General features: G+C 45.9%; 14 protein-coding genes, 1 tRNA gene and 1 CRISPR repeat array (1 of these 16 running past the window's edge). Of the genes, 12 read left to right on the plus strand and 3 right to left on the minus strand.

Features of this window, described 5'->3' with window-relative positions; genetic code table 11:
* Positions 1–16: 16 nt before the first annotated feature.
* The gene (locus tag HL061_RS04290) at positions 17–994 is read right to left on the minus strand and encodes a glutathione S-transferase family protein (protein ID WP_071001996.1); all 978 of its coding nucleotides are present in this window, start codon (positions 992–994) and stop codon (positions 17–19) included.
* Positions 995–1,307: 313 nt separating this feature from the next.
* On the opposite strand from HL061_RS04290, the gene HL061_RS04295 reads away from it, so the two are divergent.
* Positions 1,308–1,384, plus strand: a tRNA-Val gene (locus HL061_RS04295).
* A gap of 242 nt (positions 1,385–1,626) precedes the next feature.
* Here HL061_RS04295 and HL061_RS04300 read toward each other — a convergent pair.
* A complete protein-coding gene (locus HL061_RS04300; protein ID WP_071001997.1) occupies positions 1,627–1,851 on the minus strand; it encodes a helix-turn-helix transcriptional regulator in 225 nt (74 codons plus the stop codon).
* Between the two features lie 150 nt (positions 1,852–2,001).
* Between HL061_RS04300 and HL061_RS04305 the strand changes: the two genes are divergently transcribed.
* The 9 genes from HL061_RS04305 (at position 2,002) to cas4 (ending at position 11,348) form a co-directional block, all read left to right on the plus strand.
* Entirely contained in the window at positions 2,002–2,217 is a 216-nt protein-coding gene (locus HL061_RS04305) for a hypothetical protein (protein ID WP_071001998.1), read from the plus strand.
* Positions 2,218–2,228: 11 nt separating this feature from the next.
* Positions 2,229–3,440 (plus strand): DUF3596 domain-containing protein, encoded by a 1,212-nt coding sequence (locus HL061_RS04310; protein WP_071001999.1) that lies wholly within the window; start codon positions 2,229–2,231, stop codon positions 3,438–3,440.
* Positions 3,427–3,717: a hypothetical protein gene (locus HL061_RS04315; RefSeq protein WP_071002000.1), complete on the plus strand. Its 291-nt coding sequence runs from the start codon at positions 3,427–3,429 to the stop codon at positions 3,715–3,717. The genes HL061_RS04310 and HL061_RS04315 overlap by 14 nt, the downstream gene beginning before the upstream one ends.
* Before the next feature lie 10 nt (positions 3,718–3,727).
* Positions 3,728–4,048, plus strand: coding sequence for a hypothetical protein (locus HL061_RS04320; RefSeq protein WP_252962549.1), 321 nt, complete (start codon positions 3,728–3,730; stop codon positions 4,046–4,048).
* A gap of 172 nt (positions 4,049–4,220) precedes the next feature.
* Positions 4,221–6,854 (plus strand): CRISPR-associated helicase Cas3', encoded by a 2,634-nt coding sequence (cas3, locus tag HL061_RS04325; protein WP_238036737.1) that lies wholly within the window; start codon positions 4,221–4,223, stop codon positions 6,852–6,854.
* A 49-nt stretch (positions 6,855–6,903) separates the two neighbouring features.
* Positions 6,904–7,635 (plus strand): type I-C CRISPR-associated protein Cas5c, encoded by a 732-nt coding sequence (cas5c, locus tag HL061_RS04330; RefSeq protein WP_238036735.1) that lies wholly within the window; start codon positions 6,904–6,906, stop codon positions 7,633–7,635.
* Entirely contained in the window at positions 7,632–9,677 is a 2,046-nt protein-coding gene (cas8c, locus tag HL061_RS04335; protein WP_252962550.1) for a type I-C CRISPR-associated protein Cas8c/Csd1, read from the plus strand. Before cas5c ends, cas8c begins: the two co-directional genes overlap by 4 nt.
* 54 nt (positions 9,678–9,731) lie before the next feature.
* The gene (gene cas7c, locus HL061_RS04340; protein WP_252962551.1) at positions 9,732–10,625 is read left to right on the plus strand and encodes a type I-C CRISPR-associated protein Cas7/Csd2; all 894 of its coding nucleotides are present in this window, start codon (positions 9,732–9,734) and stop codon (positions 10,623–10,625) included.
* Positions 10,626–10,712: 87 nt separating this feature from the next.
* A complete protein-coding gene (cas4, locus tag HL061_RS04345; RefSeq protein ID WP_071002007.1) occupies positions 10,713–11,348 on the plus strand; it encodes a CRISPR-associated protein Cas4 in 636 nt (211 codons plus the stop codon).
* Between the two features lie 34 nt (positions 11,349–11,382).
* On the opposite strand, the gene HL061_RS04350 is transcribed toward cas4, so the two are convergent.
* Positions 11,383–11,535 carry a hypothetical protein gene (locus HL061_RS04350; RefSeq protein ID WP_197496727.1) on the minus strand — a complete coding sequence of 51 codons (153 nt, stop codon included), beginning with the start codon at positions 11,533–11,535 and terminating at the stop codon, positions 11,383–11,385.
* A gap of 110 nt (positions 11,536–11,645) precedes the next feature.
* Here HL061_RS04350 and cas1c point away from each other — a divergent pair, with 110 nt between their 5' ends.
* Both cas1c and cas2 read left to right on the plus strand, forming a co-directional pair.
* On the plus strand, positions 11,646–12,677 hold the full coding sequence (gene cas1c / locus HL061_RS04355) for a type I-C CRISPR-associated endonuclease Cas1c (protein WP_071002008.1): 1,032 nt from the start codon (positions 11,646–11,648) through the stop codon (positions 12,675–12,677).
* Between the two features lie 38 nt (positions 12,678–12,715).
* The gene (gene cas2, locus HL061_RS04360) at positions 12,716–13,006 is read left to right on the plus strand and encodes a CRISPR-associated endonuclease Cas2 (protein WP_212564314.1); all 291 of its coding nucleotides are present in this window, start codon (positions 12,716–12,718) and stop codon (positions 13,004–13,006) included.
* A 257-nt stretch (positions 13,007–13,263) separates the two neighbouring features.
* Positions 13,264–20,174: a CRISPR direct-repeat array (repeat unit 32 nt; unit sequence TTCGCACCCATCACGGGTGCGTGGATTGAAAC); it runs 4,259 nt beyond the window's last position.

The following is a 20,174-nucleotide window of genomic DNA, read 5'->3' on the forward strand; positions in this document are numbered from 1 at the left end:
TATAAAGCAAACATGTCTATAGCTGATCACGATGATGGGCTGTCGTAAAATCAATAGCAGGGCCAATAGGGATGATACGAGTGGGGTTGATATTGGCGTGGCTGGTGTAATAGTGCTGCTTGATGTGCTCCATATTTACTGTCTCAGCGATACCAGGCACTTGGTATAGATCACGCAGATAGCCCCACAGGTTTGGATAGTCGATAATGCGGCGTAGGTTGCATTTAAAATGCCCAACATAGACCGCGTCAAAACGAACTAAGGTGGTAAACAGTCGCCAATCCGCTTCGGTGATAGTGCTCCCTGTGAGGTAACGCTTATCTGCTAGGCGCGCTTCCAGTGTATCTAGCGCGGCAAACAGCTCAATCACCGCCTCTTCATAAGCCTCTTGTGTGGTCGAAAATCCAGCCTTGTACACCCCATTATTAATCGTCGTATAGACAAACGCATTGATATCATCGATTTCTGGCAATAACGATGCTGGCGAGAAATCGCCTGCTAGTGCGCCAACGTCGTCAAAAGCTGAATTGAACATCCGAATGATCTCTGATGATTCATTACTCACAATCGTATTGGTCTTTTTGTCCCATAAAATCGGAACAGTAACCCGTCCCGTATAATTGGGTTTTGCTTTAATATAAAGCTCATAAGCATAATCTGCATGGATAAGCGGATCAGGGATTACTCCCTCGCCCTCTGCAAACGTCCAACCATTATCTCCCATGTAAGGGTTGACCACAGAGATCGGAATGATCTGCTCCAAACCTTTGAGCTTACGATAAATTAAAGTACGGTGTGCCCAAGGACAGGCTAGCGACACGTACAGGTGATAGCGATCAGGCTCAGCCTTAAACCCGCCTACGCCCGTAGGACCTGCACTACCATCTGCGGTGATCCAGTTCCTAAACCCGGCATCTTCACGCTCAAATCGCCCGCCGTTTTCTTCCGTGTCGTACCATTTGTCTTGCCACTTACCATCTACCAATAAGCCCATGTCATCCTCCGACTAGTTCTAATTTTCGTTGAATACCTAGTTGACACAAATGACTTTACATCATTGCTCTTATGACAACCACATTCGTTAGAGGAATATGATATCAGTTATAAGAGCTTACTCATTAATTTTTACGCTGTTATTAACAATAAAAACTAAACTGGTTAAAATAAATATTTAGAAAATATACATAAAAAGCATACTGTAGTATTTGATAATAACGCGTGACGTCAAATATTATGATAATAAAATAAGATAATTATAAAAAAGGCTTGCAAAGTCTGAAAAACTTGCTAAAATGCATGGCCTAAATAGGCGTATAGCTCAGTTGGTTAGAGCGCTACCTTGACATGGTAGAGGTCGTTGGTTCGAATCCGATTACGCCTACCAGATTCGAAAAGCCCCAATCTTAAGATTGGGGCTTTTTTTATGCCCGTAATATAAGGGCTGTGGCGGAATAGATAGATTAATATTAATTAGACTTTAGACCTTTCTACATTTAAACAATTAGCACTGAAAAATCTGTGTGCCCAAAATGTGCCCAAGTTGCGCCTTCCCTTAATTTTTCCTATTTATCAATATAGTCTTTTTGACCTCTACTCTAGTTGTTCTAAAACCACCCTAAAACTAATTTACTTTTCTTCATCTAGCGACTCGTTAGGTACATAAGTAAATAAGTCGCCTACGCCAATATCTAATGCTTCACAAATCTTATCCATAGTCTCGAAATCGATTCTTGATGTTTGCTCATTATAGATCTTGTGCATAGTCGACTTGCTAATTCCTGTCATTCTTATCAAATCTGCCACTTTCATACGCCGTTCAGCTAGTAGTACCGGTAAATTACATAAAATCATCAATAATTCCTTAATAGACTAAAAAAGTACTTGCATTGAATTACTATAACTAGTAAAGTACTTCTATCGAATAACAAATTACTTTTATGAAATTATTTGTTATAGCGATAAAACAATCTAGTTGTCTAATTAACTTACAAGGAATTTATTATGTCACATACCTACCTAACTACCCAAGAGCTTTCTGAGCTCATTAAGTATAACCCTCGTACGATACGTAATGAGCTCAAAGATACTGTGCTTATCGAAGGTATTCATTACATCCGGCCGTTTGGTGGTCGTAAGATTTTGTACATTTGGGAGGAGATTGAAAAAGATATGCGTACTGGTATCGCCGGTAGCGTCAACGCCATGGCACTACAATAAGGAGAAATATGATGGCTAGTATCAGAAGGCGCAAAGGGAGCAATATGCTATTTGTCGATTTTTATTATATGGGTATACGCTGTCGGGAGACGACAAACCTAACAGACACACCAGCGAATCGCAAGAAGCTTGAGAAAGTGGCTGAGAAAATGAAAGCAGAAATCATCTTAGGACTGTTCAATTACGCTAAGTACTTTCCAAAAAGTGACAAAGCGGCACAGATGGTAGCGTTAAACGATCGCAAGGAATGTATTAATACCGATACGCCCTCTTTTGAACAGTTTGCAGAATTATGGTTCTCTGAAAAAGAAATTGAATGGCGCGATACCTATAAGCGTAAAATAAAGGAGATTATTGATATGTACTTGATTGCTAAGTTTGGGACTAAACCCATTCATCTCATAAAAAAGACAGATGTATTAGCCTTCCGTTCATCGCTCGCCAAAGTAACGTACGGAAAAGCTAACAAACATCTGTCAGCGGCACGCATCAATTCGATCATGGTACCTTTAGGTATGATACTAAAAGAAGCAGCTAAACGCTATAAATTTGATAATCCTTACTACGATATCAATGCGCTCAAACAGCCCAAAACGGATATTCAACCATTCACACTAGATGAGGTTTGGAAATTTATTAATGGTGTAAGAGCAGACTATCGCAATTATTATCTAGTACGTTTTTTTACAGGGATGCGTACGAGTGAAATTGATGGATTGACTTGGGAGAACATTGACTTTAATCGACGTGAGATTGTGATCAAACAAGCTTATGTTAAAGGCAAAATTGTTCCTCCTAAGACTCAAGAGTCTTACCGTGCGATTCAAATGTCACCTTGGGTCTACGATGCTCTGAAGGAACAGCAGACCATCACTTATAAGCGATCTGACTATGTATTTTGCGCGCATACGGGTGAGCCACTTGATTACAACAACGTGAATAAACGTGTTTGGCACCCTACTCTTAAGATTTTAGGTCTCAAAAAGCGTAATGCTTATCAGACTCGTCATACCGCAGCGACGCTATGGTTGGCTGCTGGCGAAAGTCCTGAGTGGATTGCCAGTCAAATGGGGCACGCTACGACCAAGATGCTATTCAACACCTATAGTCGTTATGTACCGAATATGACTCGGCAGGATGGTAGTGCATTTGAAGCATTGGTCAATCGCAGTCAGATTGCTCAGGTATCTACAGATAAGGGGCCTCACAATGAAGATGATTGATTACGATATATTGCATGCGACGTTTAAACCTAGTGGCTATGTCAGTAATGGCGCAGATAATATTGCTAACTACCTCATTTGTGAGCTCTGTATTCAGTCAGGTACTGGTTTGGCTAGGTTCCTAAGTATTGATAGTTGCTTTGATAATTATATGGCGCTGCGCATATGGGTTCAGACGCGCTTAGATGTCAATCCTGACTATGTCGTTGATGATATGTGTAGTCAGCTACAGAGTGAGCTCTACGAGCTACTACCACAAACTGGCTATGGATACTAAGGAGGGTATTATGAGCATGAACTTCGTCTTTGATTCAGCTTTTGATGATACAAAAAAGCGTTTGTGCCTTGAGTATTGGTCCTATGTGTCGCCCAGTGATTATATAGCGCATTTAGAATTGCTTTGTTATGACCACAACATGGAGATTGATGAATTGTTTACCGAACTTGCGAAATGTCAGGTTTATTTAGACGACGTACACTGTGAGTACTGCGGCCTTCCCTATCAATTAGATGTACCAGCAGATATCCCTCATGCAAGGAAATTAAAATCTTGGTTCTGTGAAGGATGTATCAGTTTTTCTGGTGGACAGCTTATTGTAGATAGATAAGTTTTTAGAAGTAACTTATTGCCAGATAACTTAGGTTGTCTGGTTTTTTATTGCCTTTTAAACCTTCAACGACATCCGTTGTCGTAAATGTTTTATTTCTGTGTTGTTATCCTGATCAAATTAGGCTATTGTCTATTAAATAAATTAAAAACTCTTGTTTGGATTTAAAATCATGGAAGACATGGAAATTCAAAAAAAGCAGTCCAATACTGATAGGCAGAAATTTATTGCGCATGTGCGTCAGAGTGATGGTAGCGAACAACTACTCTATGACCATTTAACAGGTACGGCAGAGATAAGTAAAGCACTAGCAGCCAAAATTGGTTTACCCCTCTCAGGTGAGTTGATTGGACTGGTACATGATCTTGGCAAATACAGCACGGCGTTTCAAGAGTATATAAAAGAGTGTGTCATCCATGCTAACTATAAAGAATTGGGTTTAGATGAAGATGAAGAGGCTGAAATATTACGTAGAGGGAAACCAACTAAAGGCTCAGTGGACCACTCTACAGCGGGCGCTATTTATCTTAAAGAGCAGTTTGAAAAATTAGGCTCAAGTTATCTAAAAGCACATACACAACAAAAAATCTGCCGCTATGAAGGACAGCTGCTTGCGGATATGCTATTTATCTGTGTGGCATCACATCATAGTGGGCTTGTTAATGTCGTCGGACAAAATGCCCAGCCATATTTACTCAACCGCAAAAACAAACCTGAAAAAGACACGCATTATACCCAAGCACTAGAGCGTGCCCAACAAGAGCAGCTGTTTGCGCAATTGGGTGACAGCTTTAAAAAAGACACGCTTAAAGAGTTTCAAGGCATTGTCAAAAAAATCATGGTAGATAGCCGCGCTACGGACAAGCAAAAAGACTTTTATTTGGGGTTTTTGACTCGCTTGCTGTTTAGCTGTCTGATTGATGCTGACCGTAGCAACAGCATCGCTTTCGAACACCCAAACCAAGCCCATCTTTTAGATGACACGCGACCAGACTGGCAAATCGCGATAGATAAAATCGAAACCCTCTATCAAGGCTTCGCTGATAAAGCAGCGCATAGCCCGCCAAACCCAATCAATGAACAGCGCAACCATATCGCCCAAACTTGCCTACACGCTGCACAGTCTGACCAAGGTATTTTTACCCTAACCGTACCGACAGGGGGCGGCAAGACACTCGCCAGCCTGCGCTTTGCTGTGCAACATGCCAAAAGGCATAACCTTGACCGCATCATTTACATTATTCCTTTTACCAGCATCATTGAGCAGAATGCTGCTGAGGTGCGTAAGATTTTGGAAGAAGAAAGCCCTGACGGCATCTTTGATGGTCAATGGGTGTTAGAACAACATTCAAACCTAGAGCCTGACGTACAGACGTGGCAAAGCAAACTGATTATGGATAATTGGAACGCACCCATTGTGTTTACCACCATGGTACAGTTTTTAGAAAGCTGCTTTGGCGGCGGCACTAAAGGCGTTAGACGTTTGCATCAGTTAAGTCGTGCGGTGCTCATTTTTGATGAGATACAGACTTTACCAATGAATTGCTACTACCTATTTTGTAGCGCGCTCAATTTTTTGACCACTCACGCCAACTCAAGCGCTGTGCTGTGCACCGCCACCCAGCCCGTACTGGACAACTTACCGATAGCACATAATGGCAGCTTGAACTCTGCTACCGAAATCATTGGCGAGCGCGCTCAGCTACATACCCTATTCGATACTTTGCAGCGCGTCGATACTCATGACCATACTAAAAACCCTCAAGATTTAGATGGTTTGACAAATTATGTTAGAGATAACTTTGCTCAATTTAGCAGCACTTTGGTCATCGTGAATACCAAGACGTGGGCCAGTCAGCTTTATCAAAAACTATCAGACACCGTGCCTGAAAACGAGCTATATCATTTGAGTACATCCCAATGCGCTCGCCATCGTAAAGACCTATTAAACCAAATTAGAAACCGTTTAAAACAAGGCTTACCAACTTTGGTAATCTCAACTCAGCTTATTGAAGCTGGCGTGGATGTATCGTTTCGTTCCGTCGTGCGCTTTTTGGCAGGGCTTGACAGTATCGCACAGGCGGCGGGACGCTGTAACCGTCATGGCGAGATGCGTGACGACCAAGACAAGCCTGTTAAAGGGCAAGTATTTATCGTACGTCCAGAGAGCGAAAACCTGAATAAACTGCCTACCATCGCTCAAGGAAAGGCCATCATGAGCAATATTCTGTCCCAATGGGCGCATAGCACATATGGCGATGTACATTTGCTGCACCCCGACATTATGCAGCAGTTTTTCCATCATTACTATCAGACCGAGCACGGTATAAAAGAAATGGCATACCCCATTAAGGACAGCAAGGGTAAGTCTACAGGTACAGAAACCTTATATAGCTGGCTGAGCAGTAACAGCACCAATCCATTGACTAATAACAACAATATACAGCGGCATCAAGCTGAGCAGTTTCCGCAGCTTTGGCAGTCCTTTATGGACGCAGGGCGCACCTTTAAAGCCATTGACGCACCAACCAAAGCCATTATTGTGCCGTACCTTGAGGAAGGACGGCACCTGATTAGTGCCCTTTGTAATACAAGCGTGAGTGACAGCCACTTTTATCAGCTGGTGCGAGACGCGCAGCAATACAGTATCAATGTCTTTGCGCATACTTTTAACGCTCTATTTACCGCAGGCGCGTTACATACTGTCAGAGACACAGGTATTTTTATCTTATCTGAGACATTTTATGACGCGCAGATGGGACTTAATATTGAAGGAACGAGTGAATTGGATTTATTAGCGTTTTAGGACAGACAGACATTGCGCCCTATCAAAATACAAAGTAAAAGGAGAAACTGTGAAAAACCAAATTGAATTTTTACTTACAGGGCGTCATGCCCTGTTTACCGACCCCATCACCCGTATTGGTGGCGAAAAAACCAGCTATCATCTGCCAACTTATGAGGCGTTAAAGGGGGTTTGTAAATCTATTTACTGGAAACCTTCCATCATCTGGTATATCGACAGAGTGCGCGTTATCAATCCTATCCGTACACAGACCAAAGGCGTCAAGCCGATTAAGTTTAATGAAAGCGGCAACGATTTAGCGTATTACACTTATTTGCATGATGTCGCCTATCAAGTGCAAGCGCACTTTGAATGGAACATGCACCGCCCCGAGTTGGCCGCTGACCGCATCGATGGCAAACATTACAGTATTGCCCAGCGTATGCTGGATAAAGGCGGACGCCAAGATATATTTTTAGGTACACGCGAGTGTCAAGGCTATGTCGAGCCTTGCGAGTTTGGTAGCGGCACAGGGGCTTATGATGACGTTGATGAGCTGGGTTATGGCTTGATGTTTCATAGTTTCGCCTACCCTGACGAGACAGGCTTGGACGCACTGCATAGCAGATTTTGGCAAGCCATTATGCGCTTTGGCATTGTTGATTTTCCAAAGCCTACAGACAACTTAACGCTAGATGCCCAAAACGGAATGCCAAACCGCTTTGTTCGCACTATGAGCGCCAAAGACTTTGCGCTTGATAATAACATGCAGTCAGTAAGTCAGACGGAGGCCTCTTTATGAGCTGGTTACAACGACTTTACCAAACCTATGAAGCTGCCAGTCAAAACGCCGACATCCAAGCGCAAGACCAGAAGCTGATGCCTTATTATCATGTCAATCAAAACGTGCAAATTGTCATCACCATTAATGACAGAGGCGATTTTGTCCGCGCTGAGGTGTGCCGCGATGACAATGGCAAAGTCAAATCAAAATACCTTGCCATTCCTGCGACCAATGATTCTGCCACACGTGCAGGACAAATACCTCCACCTCACCCCTTATCTGATAAAGTCCAGTATTTAGCTGGTGATTATTTTGAAGGGTATGCTGTTAACCCCAAACGAGACTTTTACCAACCCTACATAGAGTTATTAACTAGTTGGTGCGAATCACAATGCGTTCACCCCAAAGCACAAGCCGTCTTAACTTACGTCAAAAAAGGCACGCTGGTCAAAGATTTAATCGACGCTCATGTTTTGATTATTGACCCTAATGACAAAAGCAAGCTTGCCTACCCTGAACAAGCCAGCGATTATCCCGATAGCCTTTTATCAGCACTCAATAAAAACAAAGGCGTCTTCGATCAAGGGGCAGCCTTTATCGCGTGGAATGTCATTGCCAGTAGTTTAGACACCCCTACTCAGCACGTCACCGAGACATGGCGTGATGACAGCTTGTTTGCCGCATGGCAGCAGTTCTACGCCACTTTAGACAGTATCGATGGCTTTTGTTACATCACTGGCGGCACCAGTCCGCTCGCCAGCAAGCACCCCAACCGCATCTTACGCAGCGCGACCAATGCCAAACTCATCTCTGCTAATGATGCGACAGGCTACACGTTTCGTGGTCGCTTTACCGATGCAACAGGTATGCAGGCAGCAGGTATTAGCGCCGTGGTTACCGAAAAGGCGCACGCCGCGCTATCATGGCTGCTGTCACGACAAGGACGCGAAGAAGCGGGACAAGCCATCGTTGCATGGTCAATATCAGGTATTGAAGTGCCGCAACCAACCAGCGTCGCCGCACCGCTGGACGTACTAGACGCATCTAAGACATCTGACAATGACGATGATGACTTTGAAGAATATGACGATGACGAAGCATCAGGTACAGAACCTACGTTTCAGCATCTTAACGACTTGGGTTATCGTTTTGCCACACATTTACGCAATACTTTACAGGGCTATCGCCAAAAGCTTGAAGCGCATGACCAAATCTCTATTATCACCTTAGAAGCTGCAACTCCTGGACGTATGGCAGTGACGTACTACCATGAAAGTATGCCCAGTGAATATATAGACGCCTTACAAGCATGGTATACGCAGTTTGCGTGGTATCACACTTATAGAGATGATGACAGCAATCAGCAACGACTGGGTATTCAATCGCCTACCCCAAAACAGATTGCGCAGGTTGCCTATGGTGCACGTCTGTCCGATGCGCTAAAAAAACAAGTGGTCGCTCAAGTATTGCCCTGTATCGTTGAGGGAGAAGCACGCCGCTTTCCTAGACAGCTGGTCGAGCTGTGCATCAAACGCGCTTGTAACCCGCTGGCACTTGAGCACTGGGAATGGGAACAAGCGCTAAGTACGGCGTGCGCCTTATACCGTGGCTATTATTTAAGACAATCAGACGATAAAAAAAGGAGCTATACCGTGGCACTACAACCTGAGCTTACCAGCCGAGACTATTTGTATGGACGTTTATTGGCAGTTGCTGAAGATATTGAAAGCCTCGCGCTATATGTCGCTGGAGAAAAGCGCAACACCACCGCCCAGCGCTATATGCAACAGTTCGCCAATCGACCTTTTACCACATGGCGCAACATTGAGCTGGCACTAAAGCCTTATGAAAACCGCCTAAAGTCCAATCGCGGTGGCTACTTGGCTAAAAAACAGCAGCTGATTGATGAAATCATGAGTGCGTTTACCAGCGACCGTTTTACCGATGATTCGGCATTATCGGGAGAATTTTTATTAGGGTATCACAGCCAAAAAATGCAATTTAAATTAGACAAAGAGCACGCGAAAGCCGAAGTAGAAAATGATAGCGATGCTGCATAATCCAGTCAACACCTAGCGACAACCTATTTTCAATGATAAATAAGAGGAAACCTCATGAGCGCCAACGAAAATACCTTAAACCATAAAATTGACTTTGCCATCATTATCGCAGTGAATAATGCCAATCCAAACGGCGACCCCCTAAACGGTAACCGTCCTCGTACTGACTTTGCAGGGAATGGCGAGATTACTGATGTGTGTCTAAAACGCAAAATCCGTGACCGACTACAAGAGGCGGGTGAAACTATTTTTGTACAGTCGGATGAAAAAAAAACTGATGGCATGACCAGCTTAAAAAATCGTGCTTATGACGAAGACGTTGGTTTAGGCAAAAATGCTTTTGAAGCCAACAAAAAAGAAAACATTGAAGCCAAACGTGATGAAACAGCGCAAAAAGCTTGTGAAAAATGGTTCGATGTACGTGCCTTTGGTCAAGTGTTTGCCTTTAAAGCAGATGCTAAAAATGCTGATGGTGTCTCTATCCCTATCCGTGGTCCTGTCAGTATTCAATCTGCCTTTAGCTTACAGCCTGTTGATATCACCAGTACCCAAATCACCAAAAGCGTCAGTGGTGAAGGCGATGGTACGAAAAAAGGCAGCGATACGATGGGTATGAAGCACCGCGTGGATAAAGGCATCTATGTGACTTATGGTGCGATTACGCCGCAACTGGCGGAACGTACAGGTTTTAGTGATGCTGATGCCGACAAGATCAAAGAGATACTCCCTAAGCTGTTCGAAGGTGACGCTTCCTCTGCTCGTCCTGAAGGCAGCATGCAGGTCAAAAAGGTCATTTGGTGGGAACATAGCAGCAAATCAGGGCAACACTCATCTGCTAAGGTGCATCGCAGTTTAAAGGAATTGCTTGATAATCACGGCGCATTTGATGAAGACGCGTTAAAGTCAGCTTTAGCAGAATTAGAGCCTAATATTATTGAAGGGTTTTAACCTTTAACTTTTCGTATCGTCATAGATATTGAGCAGGCGTAAACGATAAGCGCTTGCTCACCTTTTTAATTAAAAAGGCGGACACAAATGCAAACCCTCTACCTATCCCGCTTGCAGCATTACTTATTCTGTCCGCGTCAGTTTGCGCTGATTGAGCTTGAGTGCGCGTGGGCGGAGAATGTCTTTACTGCCGAAGGGCAAGTCATGCACGAAAAGGTCAACAGTGGCGGACACGATACGCGTGGCAATATAAAGACCGTGCGCACGCTACCGCTTGGCCATCGCGCACTTGGATTAGAGGGGGTTGCTGATGTGGTCGAATATCACACCGATGATACAGGCGCACAAATTCCGTTTCCTATCGAATACAAACGCGGTAAGCCCAAATCACATCGTGCGGATGAAGTGCAATTGTGCGCGCAAGCACTATGCTTAGAAGATATGCATGATTGCACCGTCAGTGAGGGCGCGCTGTTTTATGGTAAAACCCGTCGCCGTCATACGGTAGGTTTTGATGAGGAGCTGCGGCAAATTACCTTAGATGCGATTAACGAGTGTCGGCATATTATTGAATCTAAGCAGACGCCAAAGCCAAGTTATAGTACCAGTAAATGCCGAAATTGTTCACTCAAAGACATCTGCCATCCTAAGGTTTTTAATAAAAATGCCAAGGCTTGGTTAAACAAAAAAATAGTGACCAGTTTAGAAGAAACGGATCACTAATTTATTAATGTATTTGCATAAAGCAGTGAAGCTATTAATCCTTTTGTTGCGGCTGCGCATCATTCTTCGGCTGTTGTGGATTTAACTGCTTGCCTTTATTACCTTGATTCTGGTCATAGGCTTTGTTAGTACCGTCAGACCCTTTGTTAGGATTTTGCATATCAGCTTCGTTATTGGAGTAACTCATGTTTTATTCCTTGATAATAGTTGAGAAGTAGTCCATTTAACCTAGCACAATAAAGAGCTATATTCAAAAATACACAGCTGAACGCTAGAAAATAATGATTAGGAAACCCTATGCGCTCATTAAAAAATACCTTATTCGTGCAAACCCAAGGCGCATGGCTCAATAAACAGGGCGAAAACGTCGTTATGAATATCGACTATGAGGTCAAAGGTCGCGTCCCTATTCATAAGCTCGATGCGATTGTCTGCTTTGGGCAAGTGTCGATATCACCTGCACTGATGGCGCACTGTACCGAAAACGCCATTACCATCACTCATCTGAATCAATATGGTAAGTTCCAAGCGCGTATCGAAGGTGCGGTCAGTGGCAATGTACTCCTTCGCCGTGAGCAATATCGCATCAGTGACGACCCTAAGCGCGTACAGCCAATCTGTCATAGTATTATCTTAGGTAAAGTCCATAATCAACGCCAAGTCATTCGCCGCTATCTGCGCGATTATAAAAGCCAGCTAGATGAGTCTACAATTAAAAGCTTGGACTCAGCGCAGCAGCGCTTAGAGCGCGGTCTCAATAAAATATTGACTACGCAAAACTTGCCTGACCTGTTAGGTCGTGAGGGTGAGATGGCGAGCGTTTACTTTAGTGTGTTTCCACAATTTATTCGCAACCCTGATTTTAGCTTTGCTAAACGCACTCGCAATCCGCCGACCGACGCCGTCAACGCCCTACTTTCTTTTACTTATACCTTAATGACTCATGACTGCCGTAGTGCACTTGAGACCGTAGGACTTGATCCGTCTTGCGGGGTATTCCATCAACTACGCCCTGGGCGCCCTTCACTTGCATTAGATTTAGTTGAAGAGTTTCGTCCTATCGTCGATCGCTTTGTATTATCACTTATTAATAAAAAGCAGCTGGGTAAATCAGACTTTAAGACTGAAGCGAATGGCGCAGTTTGGCTTAAGGATGAGGCTAGGCAAACCTTTTTTAAGGCATGGCATGACCGTAAGCAGCAAACCATTTATCATGAATGGTTTGAGGAAACCGTACCCTTTGGTTTACTACCGCATTTGCAGGCGACAATTATGGCGCGTCATATTAGGGGCGATATTGATGCTTATATTCCTTTTTTATGGAAATAAATTGCTGCATAAAGAATAAATAAACAAGGAAGGTTATTATGATGGTATTGGTCACTTACGATATCAGCTCAGAGGGTGCATCGAGTGCCAAACGTCTGCGCCACATTGCTAAGCATTGTTTGAACTATGGGCAACGGGTACAATACTCAGTATTTGAAATTGAGGTCAATCCAGCTGAGTGGGCAATGCTTAGAGCCAAGCTTGAAGATATTATCGATCATAGCGTTGATAGTTTGCGCTATTACTATCTTGGTAAAAACTGGCAAAGTAAAGTAGAGCACGTAGGAGCAAAACCTGTGCTAGACTTAAACGATGTATTGCTGTTTTAGCCGCTATCATTATAAATAATCACTTTTAAACCTACTATTTGACTGTCATAAGGTCGATGCGAACCTATAGTGTACATAAAATCTCTAGGAGACTCGCAAAGGGATCGCAATGCTATTTAACAACTTGATTTCACTATCTTTATTTTCTCACATTAAAAACTTGGTAAGCAAGATGTTTGCCAAATTCGCTCATGGTTTAGACGTTCGCATATTCCAAGGTTTTTCCTTAACCTTATTAGCGACTTAAACTAGGGGCTTTCGCACCCATCACGGGTGCGTGGATTGAAACACTCTCTCTTAAGTTATGGTAGCTCTCTACCGTTCGCACCCATCACGGGTGCGTGGATTGAAACTTTGGGTGTTAGAGTCACAACCATATCATCACCTTCGCACCCATCACGGGTGCGTGGATTGAAACAAGCTAGCTGGGCATCTTGGCATGACAGTCGCTTCGCACCCATCACGGGTGCGTGGATTGAAACCAGTGACTAGGGGAATGACTGACGATCAGATGTTCGCACCCATCACGGGTGCGTGGATTGAAACCGGTGGTAATAGGTGGCAGTAAAAACCGCTCAACCTTCGCACCCATCACGGGTGCGTGGATTGAAACATAAGGGTAAAACCACTGCTCGCGGATACCAAGTTCGCACCCATCACGGGTGCGTGGATTGAAACACCATAAGTGGCTGACCGAGGTAGCGACACAGAATTCGCACCCATCACGGGTGCGTGGATTGAAACATTAGATTGATGCCGCGCTTGGATAACTTTAATTTTCGCACCCATCACGGGTGCGTGGATTGAAACCAGCATACGTTAAATCTACACCAGATAAAAAATTCGCACCCATCACGGGTGCGTGGATTGAAACGTTAGCTGGAAACGACTTTTTAAAAACAAAATCTTCGCACCCATCACGGGTGCGTGGATTGAAACTTCAACAATCGCATCATCAAAATAATCACAAAACTTCGCACCCATCACGGGTGCGTGGATTGAAACATAGAGCTGTTGTGATCCTGAGTGGATAGATATTCGCACCCATCACGGGTGCGTGGATTGAAACGACAGCCATGTAGTAGGCTGGCAAGGCTGGCTTTCGCACCCATCACGGGTGCGTGGATTGAAACTCAACAATCAATGTTCTAGCGGTCGCCCTAAAGCTTCGCACCCATCACGGGTGCGTGGATTGAAACCTTATGAGCAAGATGACTTTCGATGCGCTTAATTCGCACCCATCACGGGTGCGTGGATTGAAACAAGCCCCACACGTTAGTGTAGGGCTTTTTTTTTTCGCACCCATCACGGGTGCGTGGATTGAAACTAGTGGGTACGGTAGGGCGTTTGATCCAACACATTCGCACCCATCACGGGTGCGTGGATTGAAACGATGCGCTTAACGAAATTGTAGATATATGGGCGATTCGCACCCATCACGGGTGCGTGGATTGAAACAGACTGAATGAGGCAACACTCTACTACGGAGTCTTCGCACCCATCACGGGTGCGTGGATTGAAACTGTCTCAAGCGGTCAGCTGCTCTATGCCCCATGTTCGCACCCATCACGGGTGCGTGGATTGAAACATCATGAAGATGATAGGCCAGCGGCTCTGAAATTCGCACCCATCACGGGTGCGTGGATTGAAACTGGATAACACCACCACCGCGATAATCCCAACCTTCGCACCCATCACGGGTGCGTGGATTGAAACAAGACGCTTACAACAATCCGAAACTGGTATCTGCTTTCGCACCCATCACGGGTGCGTGGATTGAAACTCCTTTTTAGGCGCGTCGTTGATCAAAGAATTATTCGCACCCATCACGGGTGCGTGGATTGAAACTGATTGTCTTGCGTCTGCGATATGCTGTGCCAGTTCGCACCCATCACGGGTGCGTGGATTGAAACATTCACATCGTACTGGTGCTAATCGTGCTAGTGTTCGCACCCATCACGGGTGCGTGGATTGAAACCATTTTGTTTAATATCAACTAAACAAAATGAATTTCGCACCCATCACGGGTGCGTGGATTGAAACTGTAACCTTTGATGTTTTCAAACTCACAAGACCTTCGCACCCATCACGGGTGCGTGGATTGAAACCCTATCACCTCGCGCACACCATGAGTGATAGTTTTCGCACCCATCACGGGTGCGTGGATTGAAACGTCATCGAAGCCGACAACTATGCGAGTTTCAATCTTCGCACCCATCACGGGTGCGTGGATTGAAACTTGTCAAACTCAACAATACCACTTGAGCTGGATCTTCGCACCCATCACGGGTGCGTGGATTGAAACAAGTTAACCCTGTCTGGCTAGCTACTGGCGATGTTCGCACCCATCACGGGTGCGTGGATTGAAACGAGTACAGGCCTTGAGAACGCTTGGGGTGAAGTTCGCACCCATCACGGGTGCGTGGATTGAAACATGCCGTGGTTATCGGCTAGATTAGCCACACTTTCGCACCCATCACGGGTGCGTGGATTGAAACCTGGTGGACACAAAGGCGCAACCAGTATCGCTTTCGCACCCATCACGGGTGCGTGGATTGAAACGATAAAAATAAACTGGGTTATCTTTCTTGTTTACTTCGCACCCATCACGGGTGCGTGGATTGAAACACTTTGACGGCCAGTTTTAACTTTTTGGAATCTTCGCACCCATCACGGGTGCGTGGATTGAAACATCGATAGTAAATGTGCCTTTATCAATCATGTCTTCGCACCCATCACGGGTGCGTGGATTGAAACATAAGTTTATTGAGTTTCGGAAGGTCGCATCAGGCTTCGCACCCATCACGGGTGCGTGGATTGAAACATTGAGCCGTGACAGCGCAGGACTTGTGATATTTTCGCACCCATCACGGGTGCGTGGATTGAAACAACAGCAACAAGAGATCTATACCGCGCTAGACATTCGCACCCATCACGGGTGCGTGGATTGAAACCGCAATGGCGCTAATACTCCAACCTTGCCAATATTCGCACCCATCACGGGTGCGTGGATTGAAACGCATCAATCGCAGATGGGCTGACCTAGAAGCGCAATTCGCACCCATCACGGGTGCGTGGATTGAAACACATATTCGACACGGACGGCCACAAGCGCGGATTCGCACCCATCACGGGTGCGTGGATTGAAACTAAGAGCTGCGAGCGAGGAGTACCGCGAAGCATTTCGCACCCATCACGGGTGCGTGGATTGAAACCGAAACAGACGTGGCTGGCTGAATGTGCTTTGTTCGCACCCATCACGGGTGCGTGGATTGAAACCGCCCTCTTTGCTCGATAACGGCGTAGAGGCAATTCGCACCCATCACGGGTGCGTGGATTGAAACGCGCCATGCCTAAAAAACTCGAGCCAGCACCATTTCGCACCCATCACGGGTGCGTGGATTGAAACACCCACTCATCATCAAGCACAGCAAACACGTCTTTCGCACCCATCACGGGTGCGTGGATTGAAACGGTACATTCATCGGTTAGGACGGTTTAAAAGGCATTCGCACCCATCACGGGTGCGTGGATTGAAACAGCATGTCAGCGGTCGTGATGTCAATCTCACCACCTTCGCACCCATCACGGGTGCGTGGATTGAAACTCTCGTTGTTCTAGCTCGGTCAACGGCTGTCTGATTTCGCACCCATCACGGGTGCGTGGATTGAAACAGCAGCTCAGCGCGCCCATCGCGGCATTGCAGCATTCGCACCCATCACGGGTGCGTGGATTGAAACGTGATACCTGAGTTAGAACCCCAACATGACCAGGTTCGCACCCATCACGGGTGCGTGGATTGAAACAGTGGGTCAATGACAAACGAGTAAAGCCAAGTGTTCGCACCCATCACGGGTGCGTGGATTGAAACCAGTGACTAGGGGTATGACTGATGAGCAGATGTTCGCACCCATCACGGGTGCGTGGATTGAAACCGTCCTGTCTGCCTGACTTAAGCCTTCAAACATTTCGCACCCATCACGGGTGCGTGGATTGAAACTAACTGCGCTGGTGAGTTTTTGCCAAGTGCATAGTTCGCACCCATCACGGGTGCGTGGATTGAAACCAGTGACTAGGGGTATGACTGATGAGCAGATGTTCGCACCCATCACGGGTGCGTGGATTGAAACTGATCGTTTTTGCTGTGCTTTTTCAATAGCTTCTTTCGCACCCATCACGGGTGCGTGGATTGAAACACGGTTGAGGTTGACGAGAACGGGCGCGTAGTTTTCGCACCCATCACGGGTGCGTGGATTGAAACTTTCGTTGCATCATCATCTAGCCTTGACGCATTTCGCACCCATCACGGGTGCGTGGATTGAAACATGTCTCTTACTCGTAGCATTGCAAAACCATCTATTCGCACCCATCACGGGTGCGTGGATTGAAACCAGCGAAAGAAGCAAACTATTTAATACGCCTCTTCGCACCCATCACGGGTGCGTGGATTGAAACAACAACTAAGCAAGCATAGGAGCTTACAAGGATTCGCACCCATCACGGGTGCGTGGATTGAAACTTTGAATGAAAATCACAAAACTAGACAACTTTTTCGCACCCATCACGGGTGCGTGGATTGAAACGAATTGTCTGCCAATGTCACCGTCCCACTGTGTTCGCACCCATCACGGGTGCGTGGATTGAAACTCTTTACCGTCGTAAACGTCCTGCAATACCTGACTTCGCACCCATCACGGGTGCGTGGATTGAAACAACAGCGGGCGGTCTATGTGCGGCTTTTGTCAATTCGCACCCATCACGGGTGCGTGGATTGAAACTCAACCATATTGTCGGCAAACACCATCATCACCGTTCGCACCCATCACGGGTGCGTGGATTGAAACTATGTCACCAACTATTGAAGATGGTCAGGTGCTGTTCGCACCCATCACGGGTGCGTGGATTGAAACGTCAAGTTTGGATATAGCAATCGCCCTAGCAAATTCGCACCCATCACGGGTGCGTGGATTGAAACGCAAGGACGGCAAATCAGGTAATTGCAAAGAGTGCTTCGCACCCATCACGGGTGCGTGGATTGAAACTTGGCTCGGTAATCACATACTCATGCAATGCGCTTCGCACCCATCACGGGTGCGTGGATTGAAACTTTTTATCACTATTTGGGCAATGCTTGGTGCGTTTCGCACCCATCACGGGTGCGTGGATTGAAACGCCTTACTTAGATGGTTAGTGCTATAATAACCTTCGCACCCATCACGGGTGCGTGGATTGAAACATAAGGAATAAGACGATGAGCGAATTAACGACATTCGCACCCATCACGGGTGCGTGGATTGAAACTTTTATTCTGTACAAGAACCCGAATCGTCCAGATTTCGCACCCATCACGGGTGCGTGGATTGAAACAAAAGCTCGCAGCCGGTGCGGCAAGATACGGCTTCGCACCCATCACGGGTGCGTGGATTGAAACTTTACCCATGCCTCAGCTAATGCTTTTTTACTAAATTCGCACCCATCACGGGTGCGTGGATTGAAACTCTGATGCGATAAGTTTAGGCGCATCAGGTAGTGTTCGCACCCATCACGGGTGCGTGGATTGAAACCATCTGCACCAATGGCCAGTCGGCTTCTTATATTATTCGCACCCATCACGGGTGCGTGGATTGAAACAACAGCAGGTAGTCCAACATCAGCTCTAGCTTTTCGCACCCATCACGGGTGCGTGGATTGAAACTCACCGTATGCTTTGGTGTTTACTGGTGCTAGTTTCGCACCCATCACGGGTGCGTGGATTGAAACTCGCACTAGGACGCACAGAGACAGCCAGTAACTTTCGCACCCATCACGGGTGCGTGGATTGAAACACAGCAAGCAAAATCCATAGGTTATTAAAACAGTTCGCACCCATCACGGGTGCGTGGATTGAAACCGCGCCTGATTTGGTCATAATGCCTGCAATCTTTTCGCACCCATCACGGGTGCGTGGATTGAAACCGCTAAAGTAAACGGCTTTTCTGCTGCGGCTTTTCGCACCCATCACGGGTGCGTGGATTGAAACAACAAAGCAAAGATGAAAGCGCACGATTTGTCCTTCGCACCCATCACGGGTGCGTGGATTGAAACCCTATTGAACGATGGGAAGATGTAAAGGCCGCTTTCGCACCCATCACGGGTGCGTGGATTGAAACAATCCCGCTAACAATATTGAGTCATACCAAGGTTTCGCACCCATCACGGGTGCGTGGATTGAAACATGGGTAGCGGAACAACAGGTGCAATGGCAGTTTTCGCACCCATCACGGGTGCGTGGATTGAAACGATGGGTATATGAAGATTTACTTACACGATGATTTCGCACCCATCACGGGTGCGTGGATTGAAACTTTGTCGTGCGATCACCATCGCGTCTAATGCGTTCGCACCCATCACGGGTGCGTGGATTGAAACTTTAAAGAAAACTATAGAGAAAAAAAGTAAACCTTCGCACCCATCACGGGTGCGTGGATTGAAACTGACGGTTGATAGCGACCTAAACATCACTATCTTCGCACCCATCACGGGTGCGTGGATTGAAACACTACCTGCGCCCATGCGCATTTATACAGTGTCTTCGCACCCATCACGGGTGCGTGGATTGAAACGCTGTCTCCTTTTTTGTAAGCTGTGTCAATTTTGTTCGCACCCATCACGGGTGCGTGGATTGAAACTTATTCATAGTCTCAATCCTCATCAATAAATATTCGCACCCATCACGGGTGCGTGGATTGAAACTCTTTTTAAATTATTGCTAGCCAAATCCTTAGTTTTCGCACCCATCACGGGTGCGTGGATTGAAACTCGACAATCTCTTTGTTTGTGTACCGATACTTTTTCGCACCCATCACGGGTGCGTGGATTGAAACAGTTCCGCGAAACGCATCACAAGAGTTTTCGTCTTCGCACCCATCACGGGTGCGTGGATTGAAACATAAGTATCGTTTGATTTATGAGCGTGAAGCTCTTCGCACCCATCACGGGTGCGTGGATTGAAACAGACCGCGCAAAGTCACCGAAAGCCGCTAGTTTTCGCACCCATCACGGGTGCGTGGATTGAAACTGATAGGGCTTTTATAGTTAATATTTTAGGCTTTTCGCACCCATCACGGGTGCGTGGATTGAAACAACCATCCAAGCAAGACTGACAGATACCTACTCTTCGCACCCATCA

It is taken from the genome of Psychrobacter sp. PSP (genome assembly GCF_024085615.1).
In the GTDB taxonomy this organism is placed as follows: Bacteria; Pseudomonadota; Gammaproteobacteria; order Pseudomonadales; family Moraxellaceae; genus Psychrobacter; species Psychrobacter pacificensis.

Coding starts and splice junctions, on each gene's coding strand:
- HL061_RS04290 (WP_071001996.1), bottom strand. CDS start 994: ATGGGCTTATTGGTAGATGGTAAGTGGCAAGACAAATGGTACGACACG.
- cas2 (WP_212564314.1), top strand. CDS start 12,716: ATGATGGTATTGGTCACTTACGATATCAGCTCAGAGGGTGCATCGAGT.
- HL061_RS04310 (WP_071001999.1), top strand. CDS start 2,229: ATGGCTAGTATCAGAAGGCGCAAAGGGAGCAATATGCTATTTGTCGAT.
- HL061_RS04305 (WP_071001998.1), top strand. CDS start 2,002: ATGTCACATACCTACCTAACTACCCAAGAGCTTTCTGAGCTCATTAAG.
- cas7c (WP_252962551.1), top strand. CDS start 9,732: ATGAGCGCCAACGAAAATACCTTAAACCATAAAATTGACTTTGCCATC.
- HL061_RS04350 (WP_197496727.1), bottom strand. CDS start 11,535: ATGAGTTACTCCAATAACGAAGCTGATATGCAAAATCCTAACAAAGGG.
- cas1c (WP_071002008.1), top strand. CDS start 11,646: ATGCGCTCATTAAAAAATACCTTATTCGTGCAAACCCAAGGCGCATGG.
- cas4 (WP_071002007.1), top strand. CDS start 10,713: ATGCAAACCCTCTACCTATCCCGCTTGCAGCATTACTTATTCTGTCCG.
- HL061_RS04300 (WP_071001997.1), bottom strand. CDS start 1,851: ATGATTTTATGTAATTTACCGGTACTACTAGCTGAACGGCGTATGAAA.
- HL061_RS04320 (WP_252962549.1), top strand. CDS start 3,728: ATGAGCATGAACTTCGTCTTTGATTCAGCTTTTGATGATACAAAAAAG.
- HL061_RS04315 (WP_071002000.1), top strand. CDS start 3,427: ATGAAGATGATTGATTACGATATATTGCATGCGACGTTTAAACCTAGT.
- cas3 (WP_238036737.1), top strand. CDS start 4,221: ATGGAAGACATGGAAATTCAAAAAAAGCAGTCCAATACTGATAGGCAG.
- cas8c (WP_252962550.1), top strand. CDS start 7,632: ATGAGCTGGTTACAACGACTTTACCAAACCTATGAAGCTGCCAGTCAA.